The organism is Streptomyces krungchingensis (assembly GCF_054729265.1).
This window is the reverse complement of sequence record NZ_JBPUKY010000001.1, coordinates 196,326-210,530: the sequence shown is the minus strand read 5'-3', so window position 1 is coordinate 210,530 and position 14,205 is coordinate 196,326. Positions and strand designations below refer to the sequence as shown.

The window sequence follows — 14,205 nt, the reverse complement described above, 5'->3', positions numbered from 1 at the left end:
TTGGTGCCGACCCGGCTGGTGTGAGACTTCGGTCCATGACCTCACCGAAGCTCAGCGACATGGACTACCTCCGGGAGATCGAGCGCCTCGCCAACTGCGTCAAGGTGGAGGCATCGAGCGAGGGGTGGCTGTCGTACCTGGAAGACCCGGAAGGCTCGACGGCGCTCCAGCGCAGCGTGAATGCGCTGGCTCGCGCTCTGCGTCACTACCACTTCGACGGCGATGGGTGTCTGGAGGAGGACCGTCCTTTCGTGCGGCTCGTGGGAGCTTCGGTGTTGAAGCCTTCTTCCATGCCGGCCGGCGTGGACGAGGGGTACGAGGAGGCGTGCGCGCGCATCGGCGTCGAGCCCAGGCCTGAGGGGTGGGCTCTGTGGAACACCTGGAGCGACGGGGAATTGAAGGTGACCATGGTGGTGTCTGCGGTCGAGACGACCGAGGGCCTCTTTGAGAACTGGTCCCGTGGAAGGGCTCTTGACCCTGTGTCACCGCTGCCGTCACAGATCGCCCTGATCCGCCGGGGCTGGATCGGTCCGATGACCTTCTCGCCTCGCGCCGTCGGCCGGACGGGACTTGGCGGTCGGCCACTGTCCTAGCTCTCGGCGATCAGCGTCGGGTCCATGTCGCGTCTCGCACACCCGGGAGCACCGCGGAAGCCGAGTGCGTCCGCCAGGACGTATGGCACGTGGCCGCAGGTTCAAGTCCTGTTGTCCCGACGGGGACATGGGAAGTCGCGCCGGTGAGGGGGCCTCGTTCGGAGGGCCCCTCACCGGCATCTCCCCATCCGGGCGGAGGCTGCTCTGCTCCCGGTCAGCGGACGGTCCGCGCCGCTTCCTCGATGATGCGGGTGACGGCGAACGGGTGGGAGACGCTCACGGCGTGGGAGGACCGGACCTCCTGGATGTGTGCATGGGCGCGCTTGGCCATGAAGACCTGGAGCTCGCGCGGGATGATCTTGTCGTTCGAGCCCACCAGGGCCCAGGAAGGGATGGTCTTCCAGGCGGGCTCACCAGAAGGTTCGTTCAGGGCGGTGCCGGTCCCGGGGCGCTGCGTGGCCGCCATCAGGGCAGCGGTGTGCGCGGGGACGTCCGCTCCGAAGGCCTGGTGGAACTTGGACGGGTCGATGTAGAAGTCGAAGTCCTTGGAGCCGTCAGGCGTGGTGATCGGGACCGGACGCAGAACCTCGCCGATGACGCTGCCTTTGGACGTGCTCACCAGTTCGTTGGCGCTCTCGCCCTTGTCGGGCAGGAAGGCATCGGCGTACACCAGTGCCTTGACGTTGCCGGAGCCGTGGGCCGCGTTGCTGATCACCGTTCCGCCGTAGGAGTGTCCGACGAGGACCACCGGCCCGTCGACGGTCGCCAGCAGGCTCTTCACGGAGGCGGCGTCGGTGCTCACACTCCGCAACGGGTTGGCTGCGGCCACCACCGGATAGCCGTCCTCCTTCAGCTTCTTGATGACGCCGCTCCAACTGGAGGAGTCGGCGAACGCGCCGTGGACGAGGACGACGGTCGGCTTGGCTCTGTTCGCGGTGGTGGTGTTCTTGGTGGCGTCGGCCGACCCGACCGACGCGGCGACGAGGGCGATGGCGACCGTCGCGGTGGCCACGAGCGTGAGAGGAGTGTGGACACGCCGAAGACGTGAAGGGTGGTGGTGCATGAGGAGCCCTTTCGAGGCGAAGGCTTTCAGGCATGTTCGGACATATGGACATTGCGGCATTGCGGCATTGCGGCCGTTGAGGCGCTGCGGCTGAGCGGCGCAGGTCCCTCAGTGGTGAAGGACTGCGCGGAGCGTGAGAACGGCCTGCTCCATCGCGGCGGTCGTGGCCTGCGTGGGCCGCAGAGGGTTGAGCATCATGAAGTCGTGCAGGGTGCCGTTGACGCGGATGCTCGTGGTGGGCACGTCGGCCTGTGTCAGCTTGCGGGCGTATGCCTCGCCCTCGTCCCGCAGCACGTCGTTCTCGTCGACGATGACGAGCGCCGGCGGCAGGCCCTGCAGGTCCTCCAGGTTCGCCCGCAGCGGCGAGGCGGTGATCTCCGCCCGCTGAGCGGGATCGGTGGTGTAGCAGTCCCAGAACCAGGCCATGGCCTTCGCGGTGAGGAAGGGCCCGTCCGCGAACTCCCGGTAGCTCTCGGTGTCCTGGGCCGCGTCGGTGACGGGGTAGTACAGCGACTGGTGGACGAAGGTCACGTCACCGCGCTGCTTGGCCATGATGGCGAGGGCGGCGGTCATGTTGCCGCCGACGGAGTCGCCGGCCACCGCCAGACGTGAAGCGTCCAGGGCCTCCTCCGCACCCCTCGCGATGATCCATTGGGCGGTCGCGTACGCCTGCTCGATGGCGACCGGGTACCTGGCCTCCGGGGAGCGGTCGTACTCGACGAACACGACCGCGGCGTTCGCGCCGACGGCGAGCTCGCGGACCAGGCGGTCATGGGTGCCGGCGTTGCCGAGGACCCAGCCGCCGCCGTGCACGTAGAGGACGACGGGCAGCGGGCCCCGGGAGCCGACGGGCTTGACGATGCGTATCTGCACGTCACCCACGTCGGCGGGCACTGTGATCCACTTCTCGTCGACGTCGGGCTTCTCCACCGGCGCCGCCTGCAGGTCGTCGAGGACCTTCCGGGCACCCTCCGGGCCGAGTTCGTAGAGGAACGGAGGGTTGGCCGTCGCGTCCGCCAGCTGCTGCGCCGCGGGTTCCAGAACGGGCTTGGTCATCGTTGCACTCCTTGCGTCGACAGGCGCTTGCCTGTTTTCACACCTATGACAAGAGATGTGTGAAATGTGTGACACGTGTCGGAGTGCACCGCCCTGGTTCCGGCAGCGATCTCGGATTGTGGTGGTGGAGCGCGATCAGTGTCTACCAGGCAGCCGTCGTGACCGGGCCCCTGCGGCACCACCACCTCGGGCTGCTGCCCGAGCCCGTACGGCGCAGCAACGGGTACCGCGACCACGGGATCCGGGACGCGGTCCTGCCCGCCCGTCCACCGGGCAACGCGCCGAACTTTTTCACGCGCCCCGCCTCGTTCATGTGATCAGGCTCCACGCGGACGACCTCAGGGCCCTCCACGGCGCCCTCACGCAGTCACGGACCCCCGCGGTACGCCCGCGTCAGCGTGTCGCGGGGAACCAGGCCCACGCCGTCCGGCGAATGATCAGGCTCCCTTGGAATGGAACATCCAGGGAACCGGGAGGGGCCCTACCGGCGGACGGCCGAGATCAGTCCGCCGGGCCGCTCCTCGCGCTGCGGCGGGGTGGTGATCGGGCGGCCGTAGGCGGCAGCACGTTCGCGCAGGGTGTGGCTGTCGGCCTCCCAGCCGTGCCCGGCCAGCCAGTTCACCGGGTCGTCGGGCATCTCCGAGACCCACATGGACGCCGCCGATCCCGGCACGGCGTCCGCGCCGAAGCGCTCGATCACGCCGCGCGAGCCCAACGTCAGCCCCATCCGGCTGCCTGCCGCCGACCGCGCGCCGATCCGGGCGAGCAGCAGCTCCACCGCGTCCTCGGGCAGGTAGATCAGCAGTCCTTCGGCGATCCACACGGTCGGCATCTCCGGGTCGTGCCCTGCGGCGGCCAGCGCGGTTGGCCAGTCCTCCCGCAGATCCACCGCGACGGTGATCCGCTCGCAGCGTGCGACGGCCCGTTCCTGGCGCAGCACCGAAGCCTTGAAGTCCAGTGGCGTGGCGGTGTCGACCTCGAACAGCCGGGTGCCCTCGGGCCAGTCCATCCGGAAGGCCCGGCTGTCCATGCCGGCGCCGAGCAGCACGACCTGCCGGACACCGGACGCGGAGGCCTGGTGCAACAGGTCGTCGAGGAACTTCGTCCTGATGACGATGGAGAACGACACGGCCATCCGGCGGCGTCGCGCGGCCTCGTCGTCGGGTCGCGGCGGCGAGGCGGGCCAGAGGCCGCCGGCGGTGGCGAAGGCCTGTGCCAGAGGGTCGTGGAACAGTGCGTTCTCCCGCTCGGTCTCCAGCGCCCGCACCCTGGCCACGCCCACCGCCGTGGCCCACACTCCCGACGGCTGCACCCGCTCCTGCTCATCAGTCACCGCGCCAGCCTAAATGATCGTTTCAAAGGGGCCCGATGAGAGGAGCCAGGTTTATGCGCGGCCGGCCAGTTGTGCGCGCACTGACCGTTTATGACCACCAGAACCACCATGAGGCGAAGACCCACGGCCACCCTGTGGACGCGACCACACGAAATGGACCAGAGCCCGAGAACGGACAGCAGGTGCAGGCGACTTCGGAAGACGCCGCTGCCCGGTGCTGTTTGATCGCGGGGGTAGGACGGACGCGGTGCGGTGTCTTCTGCCGATCCGCTAGACGAGGCGGGTGTACATGGGGTGCGTGAAGCGCGGGAGGGTTTCGCGGAGCCACGGGCTGCGGGCCGCCGGCAGCCGGGCCAGGGTGTGCCGGAAGGCTTGCGTGTCGACGTGGAACGCGTGGCGGGGACGCGGAATGGGCGGGTCGTCCCTCAGGGCGCCGTCGGCCATGGGACCTGATGTGGGAACGGGCAGGTGCTGCTCGGGGAAGACCAGCCGGAACCACACCCCGAACGGGAGCGGCACCGGGTATGCCGAGATGGCCGGGTGGGCCGGGGTCCAGGCCTGCCCGGTCTGCGGATGGGACGGCACGAGGAGGATGTCGGCGTCCCTGTCGGGGGCGGGCTGTCCCGGTCCGGCCAGGACAGCGCGCCGCGTCGGCGGGCCGGCCGGCAGAAGGGCGTCGAGGGTGGGTTGGAACACCTCCTGCGCCAGGCCGTTCGGGACGGTCACCGGCCGGCCCTCGGAGGCCACCACCAGGTGTGCGAGTGCGCTGCCTGCTGCCGCCACCCACTGCGGGCTCCAGGACCACGAGAGGTCCGACCCCGGCGGCGATCCCCAACTGGTGATCGGCTCGAACGGGGGCGTGCCCTTCCCCTGTGTGATCAGCTCCGCCCAGGTGAGCGGTGCGGCGTCGCAGCCCGAGGCGGGCAGGCGGCACACGGCGTCCGGGGCGAGCCACATCGCCTGCCAGGACGAGCAGTCGTCGATCCGGGTCGCCACGGGAAGGCCGCACGCCTCGCACGCCATGTTGGGGCCGTCCGCCCCGGCGAGGCCGCAGCAGGCACCGCCCCGCTTCTCGGGGATCAGCACGGTGCCACGGCTGTCGCCGGGCGCGATGACGATCGAGCCGGGTGCGCCGTCGGACAGGACCTCGACCGGCGCGTAGATGCCACGGGCCGCCGCTTCGTCCGGATGGATCTCGTTCCACCCGCGCCACGGGGGTCCCCACGGCTCCGGCTCCACGGCGAACGTGCCCGACTCCATCAGCACGGGGAGCTGAAGCCCGTTCCCGAACTGCTGATGGGCATGGACCGGCAGGGCGACCCTGGACAACGGGGCGGTCAGCTCGGCGCCGCACCCCGCGCACACGAAAACGAACAAATGCCCTCCGTCTGGAAACAGAGGCATCGTCGCAGCCCGACAGCGGCCTGCCAACATGTTTTCATCCGCCTCGGGAGGGTGTCTGAGCCGGCACCCTTCTTTGTCGGTTCGCCTCCTCGAGAACCAGGTGAAGAAGGCAGGTCTGGGCGCGCAGTCCATCGCTGAGCACGTCAAGAAGGAAGCCCGGAAGGCCCGTTCCCGTCGGCGGGGTTGGGAGTCGCGCTGCCCTGCCTGGTCGATAGTCAGGCTGTCTTCGTTTCGCTCGTCGGCAACAGCATTTGGGTTCAGCTCGACGGCTGGAGAGTGGCGCGCTGCGGGCGGCTTCGGCCTCCGGGGCAGCGACGCTCTCGGGCGGGGGAGAGGCGTGGAAGTGAGCCGCCACGCCGGATTCGCCCTGCAACCGCACGGGCCCGTTCGGAGCCGTGGTCAAGGGGCTGGGAAAGTATTGGACGGGGTGATGCTCGGCCTTGTAGCTTGCAGTGGACCGCGACACCACCCGAGGAGGTGAGACCCATGAACGCAGTAACGACGTGGGTGCTCCCCCTTCCCGTCACGGCCGGCGATTGACGTAGGTGTCGCCGGGAGCGCCTCCACAACAAGGCACTCCCGAAAGGCAACACCTATGGACTCTCCGCAGTTCACCACCGAGCCGTCGCCGAACGACACGGTCGAGCGCGACTCCACCGAGGGCGACGTCCCCGGACTCCGGTCGTCGGTCTCCGGCACCGATCGCGAGCCCCTCACGTTCGACGTGATCATCGCCGGGTGCGGGCCGACCGGCGCGATGCTGGCCGCCGAACTACGGCTGCACGATGTGCGGGTACTCGTCCTCGAGAAGGAAACCGAGCCCGCGTCGTTCGTCCGCATCGTCGGACTGCACATGCGCAGTCTCGAGCTGATGGCCATGCGCGGACTGCTGGACCGCATGCGCGAACACGGAAGGCAGCGTCCGGCCGGCGCATTCTTCGCCGCCATCAACAAACCCGCGCCCCGGGGCCTGGATTCCGCACACGCCTATCTGCTGGGCATCCCGCAGCCGGTCATCGTTCGCCTGCTCGAAGACCATGCGACGCAACTGGGTGCACAGGTCCGACGCGGTTGCGCGGTGGCCGATTTCGAACAGGACGACGAGGGCGTGACCGTCGAGCTGACCGACGGCGAACAGCTGCGTGCGCGCTATCTCGTCGGCTGTGACGGCGGGCGCAGTACGGTGCGCAAACGGCTCGGCGTCGGCTTCCCCGGCGAGCCCTCGCGGACCGAGACGCTGATGGGCGAGATGGAAGTGGGGGTGCCGCACGAGGAGATCGCCGCCAAGGTGACCGAGATCGGCGAGACCAACAAGCGGTTCTGGCTCAGGCCTTTCGGCGAAGGGACATACAGCGTCGTAGTCCCCGCCGCGGGAGTCAGCGACCGCGCGGAACCACCCACCCTCGAGGACTTCAGACAACAACTGCGCGCCATCGCCGGAACCGACTTCGGAGTCCACTCCCCGCGCTGGTTGTCCCGCTTCGGAGATGCCACCCGGCTGGCCGAACGCTATCGGATCGGGCGGGTGCTGCTGGCCGGCGACGCGGCACACATCCATCCACCCACCGGCGGACAGGGCCTCAACCTCGGCGTTCAGGACGCATTCAACCTCGGCTGGAAACTGGCCGCACAAGTCCGGGGCTGGGCACCGGAATCACTGCTGGACACCTACCAGGCCGAACGCCATCCGGTCGCCGAGGACGTGCTGGACAACACCCGAGCCCAGATGGAACTGCACTCCACCGAACCCGGCCCGCAGGCCGTGCGTCGGCTGCTCACCGAACTGATGGACTTCGACGAGGTGAACCGCTGTCTCTTCGAGAAGATCACCGCGATCGGGATCCGCTACGACTTCGGCGAAGGCCCCGACCTGCTCGGCCGCCGCCTGCCCGACATCGACGTGAGACAGGGGCGCCTCTACGGTCTGCTGCACCGCGGCCGCGGCCTGCTGCTCGACCGCACCGAACACCTCACCGTCGGCGGCTGGTCGGACCGGGTCGATCACCTCGCGGACCCCACTGCGGCACTTGACGCTCCGTGCGTCCTGCTACGCCCCGACGGCCACGTCGCCTGGATCGGTGACGATCAACAGGACCTGGACGACCACCTCTCCCGCTGGTTCGGCAAGCCCGCCGGCTGATGTCGCCTGAGAAGCCGAAAGGGCCCGTAGGGAGGATCGGAAGGGCCCGCGGCGACTGACCGTCGGAAGGCTCGACGCGGCATCAGCCGTGGTGCTCTGGTGCCAGGGTCGGCCTGCGAGGAGGGTCAGGTTTCGAGTGACGACCGTCAGCCGACGGAAGAGCACCGCGGAGTGGGATCGGCGCAGATGTCTGTGCGCTCGTCCAAGAACCGTGTGGGTCTTCCGTCGGCAGGCGGCGCACGGGCCGAACAAGTTCGGCCCCCGCATACCGGCGACGGCGACAGCGAGCGGCTCGTGGCTGCCCTTCGCGGCATCGAGCACCCGCCAGAACGCTTCGGTGTTCCATGGAGGGCAGTCTCCCGGGGCGTGACGACAGCTCTTCTACATGGCCCGGATGTCAGCTCACGTCAGGGCGGAAACAGCCATTCCATCGCGGCCAGGCTCTTGGCGACGTACTTTTCCTGCTCCGTCCCGATGCCGTATGCCAGGTCCTCGAAGACGCTGCACCTGGCGTAGAAGACGGCGCGCTCGATGAGCGCCGCGACGTCGTTGGCGTCGGTTCGACAGCTTCCGATGGCGGCGCGGGCAGCGACGGGGCCCAGGTCGCGGTAGAGCAGCCCGAAGTCGCAGGCCGGGTCGACGACGGCGGCGTCGCTCCAGTCGATGATGCCGGTCACCGCCCATGTGACCGGGTCGACGAGAACGTGCTCGATCCCCAGATCGTTGTGGGAGAACACCGGGACCCAACCGCCTTGGGGTGGTGGGGCGTTCAAGAACGCCTCGACGCCTTCGCGGTGTGCCGGGGCTACCTGCCCGGCCACCGTCACATAGGTCTCCGTGGCCTCACGTCGCCATTCGATCAGCGGCTGATCGTCGGCTTGCGCCAGATCGGCCATCCGATCGATCGGAACAGCATGCAGCACAGAGAGCAACTCGCCGAGGCTGGTGGCGATCGGCGTGCCGTGGGCCAGTCGCTGGTCCTGGGGCATGTCCAGCAGTGGTGTGCCGGGGAGCTTGAAGTAGGCCAGACACCCCTCTTTCGCGACCGTGAATGTCGGTTCGGGGACGGGCAGGGGCACGATGTCGGCGACGGCGGCGAGAACGCGGGCCTCGTGGTCCAGCAGGGCGGTCCGCCGCGCCGGGTCGGGCTCCTTGCTGAAGCGCACGATCAGCTCGCCGTTGACCTCGTAGGCCAAGTTGTCCAGGCCCTCGCCGAGTTGAACAACGGAGTCGACCCGGTAGCCGGGCATGTGCGCAATCACGACGCTGCGGACGTCTGCGACGCGGTCGCCGCTGCGACTGGTCATTCGCCGACCCTATCAATCGATCACATGCGGCCGGCGATGGTCATCGGGTGGCGCTGTCGCCGGCCGGCCCGCTCGATGACCCACGTCCAGCCCTTCACCGGTCGGCACCATGCCTGCCCTGCTCAGTCGGTGTGCGGATCCGTGGACAGGAGCCACCGCCAGTGTCGGCGTTCCCTGATGGGGGCGGCGGCCAGGAGGAGAGACACGAGGGCTGCCGCACAATACGGGCCGGGCCAACCATGCCGCGACCGCGACCGCGACCGCGACCGCGGCGAGCTGGAGCACGGTGAGCAGGATCGTTTCCACACCCAAGACACGGATGATCACCTGTGCCCCGTCCTACGGAGCCGAGAAAACCGTGGGCAGGCCGATCAGCACAGAGTCCGTCCGGCAGTGTCTCCTCCTGGCGGGTGGTGAGACCGGTCGAGGGCGCCCCAGGCCTGCCCGGTTCGCGGCGAGTTGTCTTGCTCGCCCAGTGGACCGTTGCTAAGCCTTGGGCACTCGACTCTAGGGAGCACGCTGTGCATCAAGAGCCCTCTCCTCCCGTTCCTCCGCGTTCACGTGTCCGGGCCCTCGTCTGCGCCGTCGCGGCCACCGCCCTCGTGACGCTCACCGCCGCGACAAGTCCCGCCGACGCGGACACCCGGACCCCGGCGGACCCGGCCGCCGTGGTCCGCGAGTGGAACGCCATCGCCACCGACACGATCAAGACAAGCCTCGGCCCCCGCCCCTCCGGGCAGGTGGCGATCTGGGAGGGGTTCGTCTCCGTCGCCGTGTACAACGCCGTGGTGGGGATCGAAGGCGGCTACGCCCTGTACAACTGGCACCAGCGCGGTCCGGCCAAGGCATCCTCCCAGGCGGCCGCCGCCACTGCGGCCCACGACATCCTGCTCACCTACTTCCCTGCGTTCAAGGAGCGGCTCGACACCGCCTACGCGGACTCGCTCGCCGCACTCCCGGCCGGCCACACCAGAGACCAGGGCGTGGACTACGGAAAGCGCGCCGCCGCCCGCATCATCAAACTCCGTGAAGGGGACGGCCGGTTCGCGGACGTTCCGTTCACCGCCTCCCCGGCACCAGGGGTCTGGCGGCCCACCCCGCCCGCGTTCCAGCCCTTCATCGACACTTGGCTCGCCAGGCTCCGCCCGCTCCTGCTCGCCTCCCCGCAACAGTTCCGCCCCGGCGCACCACCCGCCCTCTCCTCGGCCGCCTACGCCGAGGATCTTCAGGAGCTGAAGACCATGGGCGCGAAGACCGGCTCGGGCAGGAGCGCCCAGCAGACCCAGACCGCCCTCTTCTACAGCGGCAACCTGATCGAACAGGTCCAGACAGCCGTACGGGACCACGCCGCCCGCCACCGGCTCGGCATCGCCGAGACGGCCCGGCTGTTCGCCGCGGTGAACGCGTCGGCCACCGACGCCGTCGTCACCGCATGGGACGCCAAGCTCCACTACGGCACGTGGCGACCGATCACCGCCATCCGCCTCGCCGACACCGACGGCAACCCCGCGACCACGCCGGACCCGGCCTGGGAGCCGCTGCTCCTCACCCCACCACACCCCGACTACGTCGCCGGCCACACGACCGTCGCCGCTGCCGTGGCTCGCGCCCTCACCGGTGTCCTCGGCACCTCGGACATCGACCTCTACGTCCCCTCCGAGGTCACCGGCACCACGCGGTTCTACGGGTCCGCCGACGACCTCAACCGGGATGTCGTCGACGCCCGCGTGTGGGGCGGCGTCCACTCCCGCACCGCGGACGTGGTCGGCTGCCGGGCCGGCACCCAGGTGGCCGCCTGGGCGCTGGACCGCTACTTCCAGCCGGTCGGCGAGGACGACACCCAGTCGTCCTCGCCGACTCGAACGGTTCGGCAGGACAGGCTCGCCGAGCCGACGTGCGGCGACGAAACCAAGTCGAATTGACCCGGCCGTAGAGGACCGGGCTTGAAGGTCACGGCGCCACCAGTGGCGCCGTGACCTCCTCCGTTCAGACACCCTCATGGGGTGGCAGAGACGCGCGACTCACGCCCCGCAGTCGACACGGCTTCGCCCTTGCCGGCGATGCTGCGGGGAGCGTTCCGGCCGACGTGTGTTCAGCCTCGGTCACGGCCGTCCTGGCGAGGATGTGGTTCTGGTTCTTCGTGCGGCACCGCTCTTTGAGGGCACGGGTGTTGGGTCGCCGCTGGGCGGCGCGAGGAGGCTGTTGAGGTCGACGGTCTTGGCAAGGTCGCTGAGACCGGGGGTTTTCAGCGTGTCGGAGACGGTCTTTCGGGCGAAGTTCCTGGGGTTCAGGTCCTGGAGGTTGAAGTCGGCGAACTCCGGGCCGAGTTCCTTGCGAATCTCCGTCTGGGCGCTCTGGGACAAGGAGCGGATCTTGCGGATGACGGCGGAGACTTCCTGGATGGCTCTGGGAAGTTTCTCGGGGCCGAGGACGACGATGGCGATCACGGCGATGGCGAGTACTTCGAGTGGGCCCATGTCGAAGAACATGCGGGGCCTCCTGAGGGGGTGGTTCGCCGAGGGGCGGGGCGGTCAGTGGCTGTACTCGTGGGGCTGGGGGAGGGGTGAAGGCTCGTCGGGGCTGAGAGTGTCGGGTGTATTGCGGGCGGAGCGGCGGTCGTTGAGCCGGGCGACAACGCACGCGAGGAGGTAGAGGGCGACGACGGGGACGGCGAGGGCGAGCATGGTGAGGGGATCGCTGCTGGGAGTGGCGATGGCGGCGAAGACGGTGACGCCGATGACCATGTGCCGCCACCAGCCGGCCATCCGGCGGGCGCTGACGACGCCGGCGAGGTTGAGCATGATGAGGACCAGGGGGAGTTCGAAGGCGAGCCCGAAGACGACGACGGCACGGGTGGCAAGGTCGAGGAAGTCGTCGACGGGCAGGATGTTGGTGGCCTGGTCGGGGGTGAAGGAGATGAGCACGCGCGCGGTCGTGGGGAGGGTGGCGTAGGCGATGGTGGCGCCGACGAGGAAGAGCGGGATGCCGGCGCCGAGGAAGGCGAGGGTGTACTTCTTCTCGTTGCGGTGCAGGCCGGGGGCGAGGAAGGCCCACAGCTGGTAGAGCCAGACGGGGCTGGCGCCGATGAGCCCCGCGGTGAGGGACACCTTCAGAGCGAGGGTGAAGGGGGAGAGGAGACCGTTGGTCGAGACGATGCCGCACCGCTGCGGTCCTGCGCTTCTGCCGGTCGCGGGGTCGCAGCCGGGCAGGGGATCGATGACGAAGTCGATGAGCTGCTTGTAGAACAGGCCTGCGATGACGGTCGTCACGAGAAGGGCACCGACCGCCTTGCAGAGGCGGATACGCAGTTCACGCAAGTGGGCCGTGATGGTCATGTGCCCCTGGGGGGCCTCGGATGCGGTGGTGATCACGGATGGACCTCGGTTCGTCTCTCGCCCCCTGCTGCCGGTCAGTGTGAGCTGGAAACGATCTTGGGTGTGGATGCCGTAGAGGCTGCGAGCGACTTGCCCTCGACGATCCCGGGCGTGGACGTGTCGGCGGTCGTGGCGTCATCGTCTGCATCACGTTCGCGCAGGGCATTGGTCTCGCTCTTGAGGATCCGCAGGGACTGGCCGAGGGAGCGGGCCATGCCGGGAAGGCGCTTGGCGCCGAAGAGCATGACGAGGACGACGAGGATGAGCAGGATTTCGGGTGCTCCGAGTTTGCCGAACATGACGTGTGCCTTTCAGGGTGGCGTGGGCGTGGGCGTGGGCTTTGGCGAGGCCGAGGGTGACGGCGAGGGCGGGCGGCCGGGCCGTGGCGTGTGGGTGCCGGGCCCGGCCGCCCGGTGGCGGGGCTGCTGAGTGGTGCGGCCCCGCCAAGTGGGATCAGCGGCCCGTGCGGTACGGGGTGAGGAAGGTGCCGAGTGCGTCGAGCATGGCTTCGGGGGCCTGCTCGGCGATCCAGTGGCCGGCGCCGGGAATGACCACGGTCTGGAGCGAGGTGGTGAGGGGCTTGAAGCCCTCGCCGACCCCCGGCCCCCAGCTCTCGGCGCCGCCGACGGCCAGGACAGGCATCGGAAGCTTCGTCTCGGACCGCTTCTTGTTCTGCGCGACGATGGTGTCCCAGGCGCGGTAGAACCCGAACCCGGCGCGCAGGGCCTCGGGGTTGGAGAAGAGGCGGACGTAGTACTCGCGTGCGTACTCCGGCTGCTTCCTGCCGCCCTGGATGTCGAACTCGTAGCCGAAGAAGAGGTCCTCGCGGCCCCTGACCAGCTTCTCCGTGATCTCGTGGTCGACCCGGTTGAACGGGATGTGCCAGAGCTTGTTGTTGTACTTCTCCTCGATGAACAACTCCGGGGACGGGCCGGCGCCGGGCGGGCCGGGGACCTCGGCGACGGCGAGGCGGGCGACCCGTTCGGGGTGGTCGGCGGCCAGGGCGTAGCTGATGATCAGGCCGGTGTCGTGGCCGACGACGGCGAACCGCTCGTGGCCCAGCGCCCGCATCAGGGCGACGAGGTCGTTGGCCAGGGTCTTGGTGTCGTAGCCGGTGGCCGGCTTCTCGGTCAGGCCGATGCCCCGCTGGTCGGGCACGATGACCGTGTACTTCTTGGCGAGTTCGGGCATGAGCAGACGCCAGGCGTACCAGTTCTGCGGCCAGCCGTGGACCAGCAGCAGGGGCGGACCGTCACCGCCGACCACGACGTGCTGGCGAATCCCGTTCGCGCGGACGAAGCGGCTCTTGAACGTCTCTGCGAACCCGGCAGGCAGCCGCGGAGCCGTCGACACCGACCCGAAGCCCTGCTCCGTCCTCCGCCGGACAGGATGGGCTGCGGCGGGGATCGCGGCCGCGCCGACCAGCGACGCACCGGCGGCCGCGGCGGCTGCGCCACCGACGAACGCACGCCGCGAGAAACCGCGGCGGGTCTGGGCCGATTCGGTGCCGGCGGCGTTCTGATCGGCTGACTCCGTGGGAGAGATGTTCACTATATTCCCTTTCGCAAAAGGCTAGGTTTGAAGTGGGATGCACGCGCCCGCGTCACCTGTCAAGGCGGTGTCGAGGGAGGGGTGTCACCGGGTCCGCCCTACGCACGCGTCGCCTGGGAGGCCCCGCCCGTGGCCGACTCCCGCGGGGTGCGGGTTCGTGCACGCCTGGGTGAAGGTCGCTCGACCCTCCGGCGCGTCGACCTCTTTGGCCTGGGTGTACAGGGGGCGGCGACTGGGTGTCGCCGAACTGGGCAGCCTTGGTCGCGCAGCCCTTGCGGGGTGCGTCCGGGAGCGTCCCTGGCGCGGCGGTGGTGCCGACGCTGCCTGCGCGCAGACTTCAGGAGCATATGCTCCTACTTCTAAATATGCCGTAAGTCTGCCCTT

Annotated in this window: 13 protein-coding genes; 4 read left to right on the top strand and 9 right to left on the bottom strand. The window is 69.2% G+C overall.

Annotated elements, in window-relative coordinates; genetic code table 11:
- Positions 1-35 precede the first annotated feature (35 nt).
- Positions 36-593, top strand: coding sequence for a hypothetical protein (locus tag ACSYGO_RS01020; RefSeq protein WP_426679576.1), 558 nt, complete (start codon positions 36-38; stop codon positions 591-593).
- A gap of 214 nt (positions 594-807) precedes the next feature.
- Here the strand turns inward: ACSYGO_RS01020 and ACSYGO_RS01015 are convergent, their stop codons facing one another.
- Positions 808-1,656, bottom strand: coding sequence for an alpha/beta fold hydrolase (locus tag ACSYGO_RS01015; RefSeq protein ID WP_460385446.1), 849 nt, complete (start codon positions 1,654-1,656; stop codon positions 808-810).
- Positions 1,657-1,764: 108 nt separating this feature from the next.
- Positions 1,765-2,712 (bottom strand): alpha/beta hydrolase, encoded by a 948-nt coding sequence (locus ACSYGO_RS01010; RefSeq protein WP_460385445.1) that lies wholly within the window; start codon positions 2,710-2,712, stop codon positions 1,765-1,767.
- 68 nt (positions 2,713-2,780) lie between these two features.
- On the opposite strand from ACSYGO_RS01010, the gene ACSYGO_RS01005 reads away from it, so the two are divergent.
- Positions 2,781-3,029: a hypothetical protein gene (locus ACSYGO_RS01005; protein ID WP_460389826.1), complete on the top strand. Its 249-nt coding sequence runs from the start codon at positions 2,781-2,783 to the stop codon at positions 3,027-3,029.
- 164 nt (positions 3,030-3,193) lie between these two features.
- On the opposite strand, the gene ACSYGO_RS01000 is transcribed toward ACSYGO_RS01005, so the two are convergent.
- Positions 3,194-4,009, bottom strand: a complete 816-nt coding sequence (locus ACSYGO_RS01000) for a class I SAM-dependent methyltransferase (protein WP_460389657.1) — start codon at positions 4,007-4,009, stop codon at positions 3,194-3,196.
- A gap of 306 nt (positions 4,010-4,315) precedes the next feature.
- Positions 4,316-5,422, bottom strand: coding sequence for a hypothetical protein (locus ACSYGO_RS00995; RefSeq protein WP_460385444.1), 1,107 nt, complete (start codon positions 5,420-5,422; stop codon positions 4,316-4,318).
- Between the two features lie 622 nt (positions 5,423-6,044).
- Between ACSYGO_RS00995 and rox the strand changes: the two genes are divergently transcribed.
- The gene (gene rox, locus ACSYGO_RS00990; protein ID WP_460385443.1) at positions 6,045-7,589 is read left to right on the top strand and encodes a rifampin monooxygenase; all 1,545 of its coding nucleotides are present in this window, start codon (positions 6,045-6,047) and stop codon (positions 7,587-7,589) included.
- Positions 7,590-7,996: 407 nt separating this feature from the next.
- Here the strand turns inward: rox and ACSYGO_RS00985 are convergent, their stop codons facing one another.
- The gene (locus ACSYGO_RS00985) at positions 7,997-8,896 is read right to left on the bottom strand and encodes a phosphotransferase family protein (RefSeq protein ID WP_460385442.1); all 900 of its coding nucleotides are present in this window, start codon (positions 8,894-8,896) and stop codon (positions 7,997-7,999) included.
- A gap of 521 nt (positions 8,897-9,417) precedes the next feature.
- Here ACSYGO_RS00985 and ACSYGO_RS00980 point away from each other — a divergent pair.
- Positions 9,418-10,818, top strand: coding sequence for a vanadium-dependent haloperoxidase (locus tag ACSYGO_RS00980; protein ID WP_460385441.1), 1,401 nt, complete (start codon positions 9,418-9,420; stop codon positions 10,816-10,818).
- A gap of 180 nt (positions 10,819-10,998) precedes the next feature.
- On the opposite strand, the gene tatB is transcribed toward ACSYGO_RS00980, so the two are convergent.
- The 4 genes from tatB to ACSYGO_RS00960 form a co-directional block, all read right to left on the bottom strand.
- On the bottom strand, positions 10,999-11,385 hold the full coding sequence (gene tatB / locus ACSYGO_RS00975) for a Sec-independent protein translocase protein TatB (protein ID WP_460385440.1): 387 nt from the start codon (positions 11,383-11,385) through the stop codon (positions 10,999-11,001).
- A 42-nt stretch (positions 11,386-11,427) separates the two neighbouring features.
- The gene (tatC, locus tag ACSYGO_RS00970; protein WP_460385439.1) at positions 11,428-12,267 is read right to left on the bottom strand and encodes a twin-arginine translocase subunit TatC; all 840 of its coding nucleotides are present in this window, start codon (positions 12,265-12,267) and stop codon (positions 11,428-11,430) included.
- 38 nt (positions 12,268-12,305) lie between these two features.
- Entirely contained in the window at positions 12,306-12,569 is a 264-nt protein-coding gene (gene tatA, locus ACSYGO_RS00965) for a Sec-independent protein translocase subunit TatA (RefSeq protein WP_460385438.1), read from the bottom strand.
- A 154-nt stretch (positions 12,570-12,723) separates the two neighbouring features.
- Entirely contained in the window at positions 12,724-13,821 is a 1,098-nt protein-coding gene (locus ACSYGO_RS00960) for an alpha/beta fold hydrolase (RefSeq protein WP_460385437.1), read from the bottom strand.
- Positions 13,822-14,205: the final 384 nt, after the last annotated feature.

Excerpts from the sequence above, each read along its gene's own strand:
- ACSYGO_RS01020 (WP_426679576.1), top strand. The coding sequence starts at position 36 with ATGACCTCACCGAAGCTCAGCGACATGGACTACCTCCGGGAGATCGAG.
- ACSYGO_RS01015 (WP_460385446.1), bottom strand. The coding sequence starts at position 1,656 with ATGCACCACCACCCTTCACGTCTTCGGCGTGTCCACACTCCTCTCACG.
- ACSYGO_RS01010 (WP_460385445.1), bottom strand. The coding sequence starts at position 2,712 with ATGACCAAGCCCGTTCTGGAACCCGCGGCGCAGCAGCTGGCGGACGCG.
- rox (WP_460385443.1), top strand. The coding sequence starts at position 6,045 with ATGGACTCTCCGCAGTTCACCACCGAGCCGTCGCCGAACGACACGGTC.
- ACSYGO_RS00985 (WP_460385442.1), bottom strand. The coding sequence starts at position 8,896 with ATGACCAGTCGCAGCGGCGACCGCGTCGCAGACGTCCGCAGCGTCGTG.
- tatB (WP_460385440.1), bottom strand. The coding sequence starts at position 11,385 with ATGTTCTTCGACATGGGCCCACTCGAAGTACTCGCCATCGCCGTGATC.
- tatA (WP_460385438.1), bottom strand. The coding sequence starts at position 12,569 with ATGTTCGGCAAACTCGGAGCACCCGAAATCCTGCTCATCCTCGTCGTC.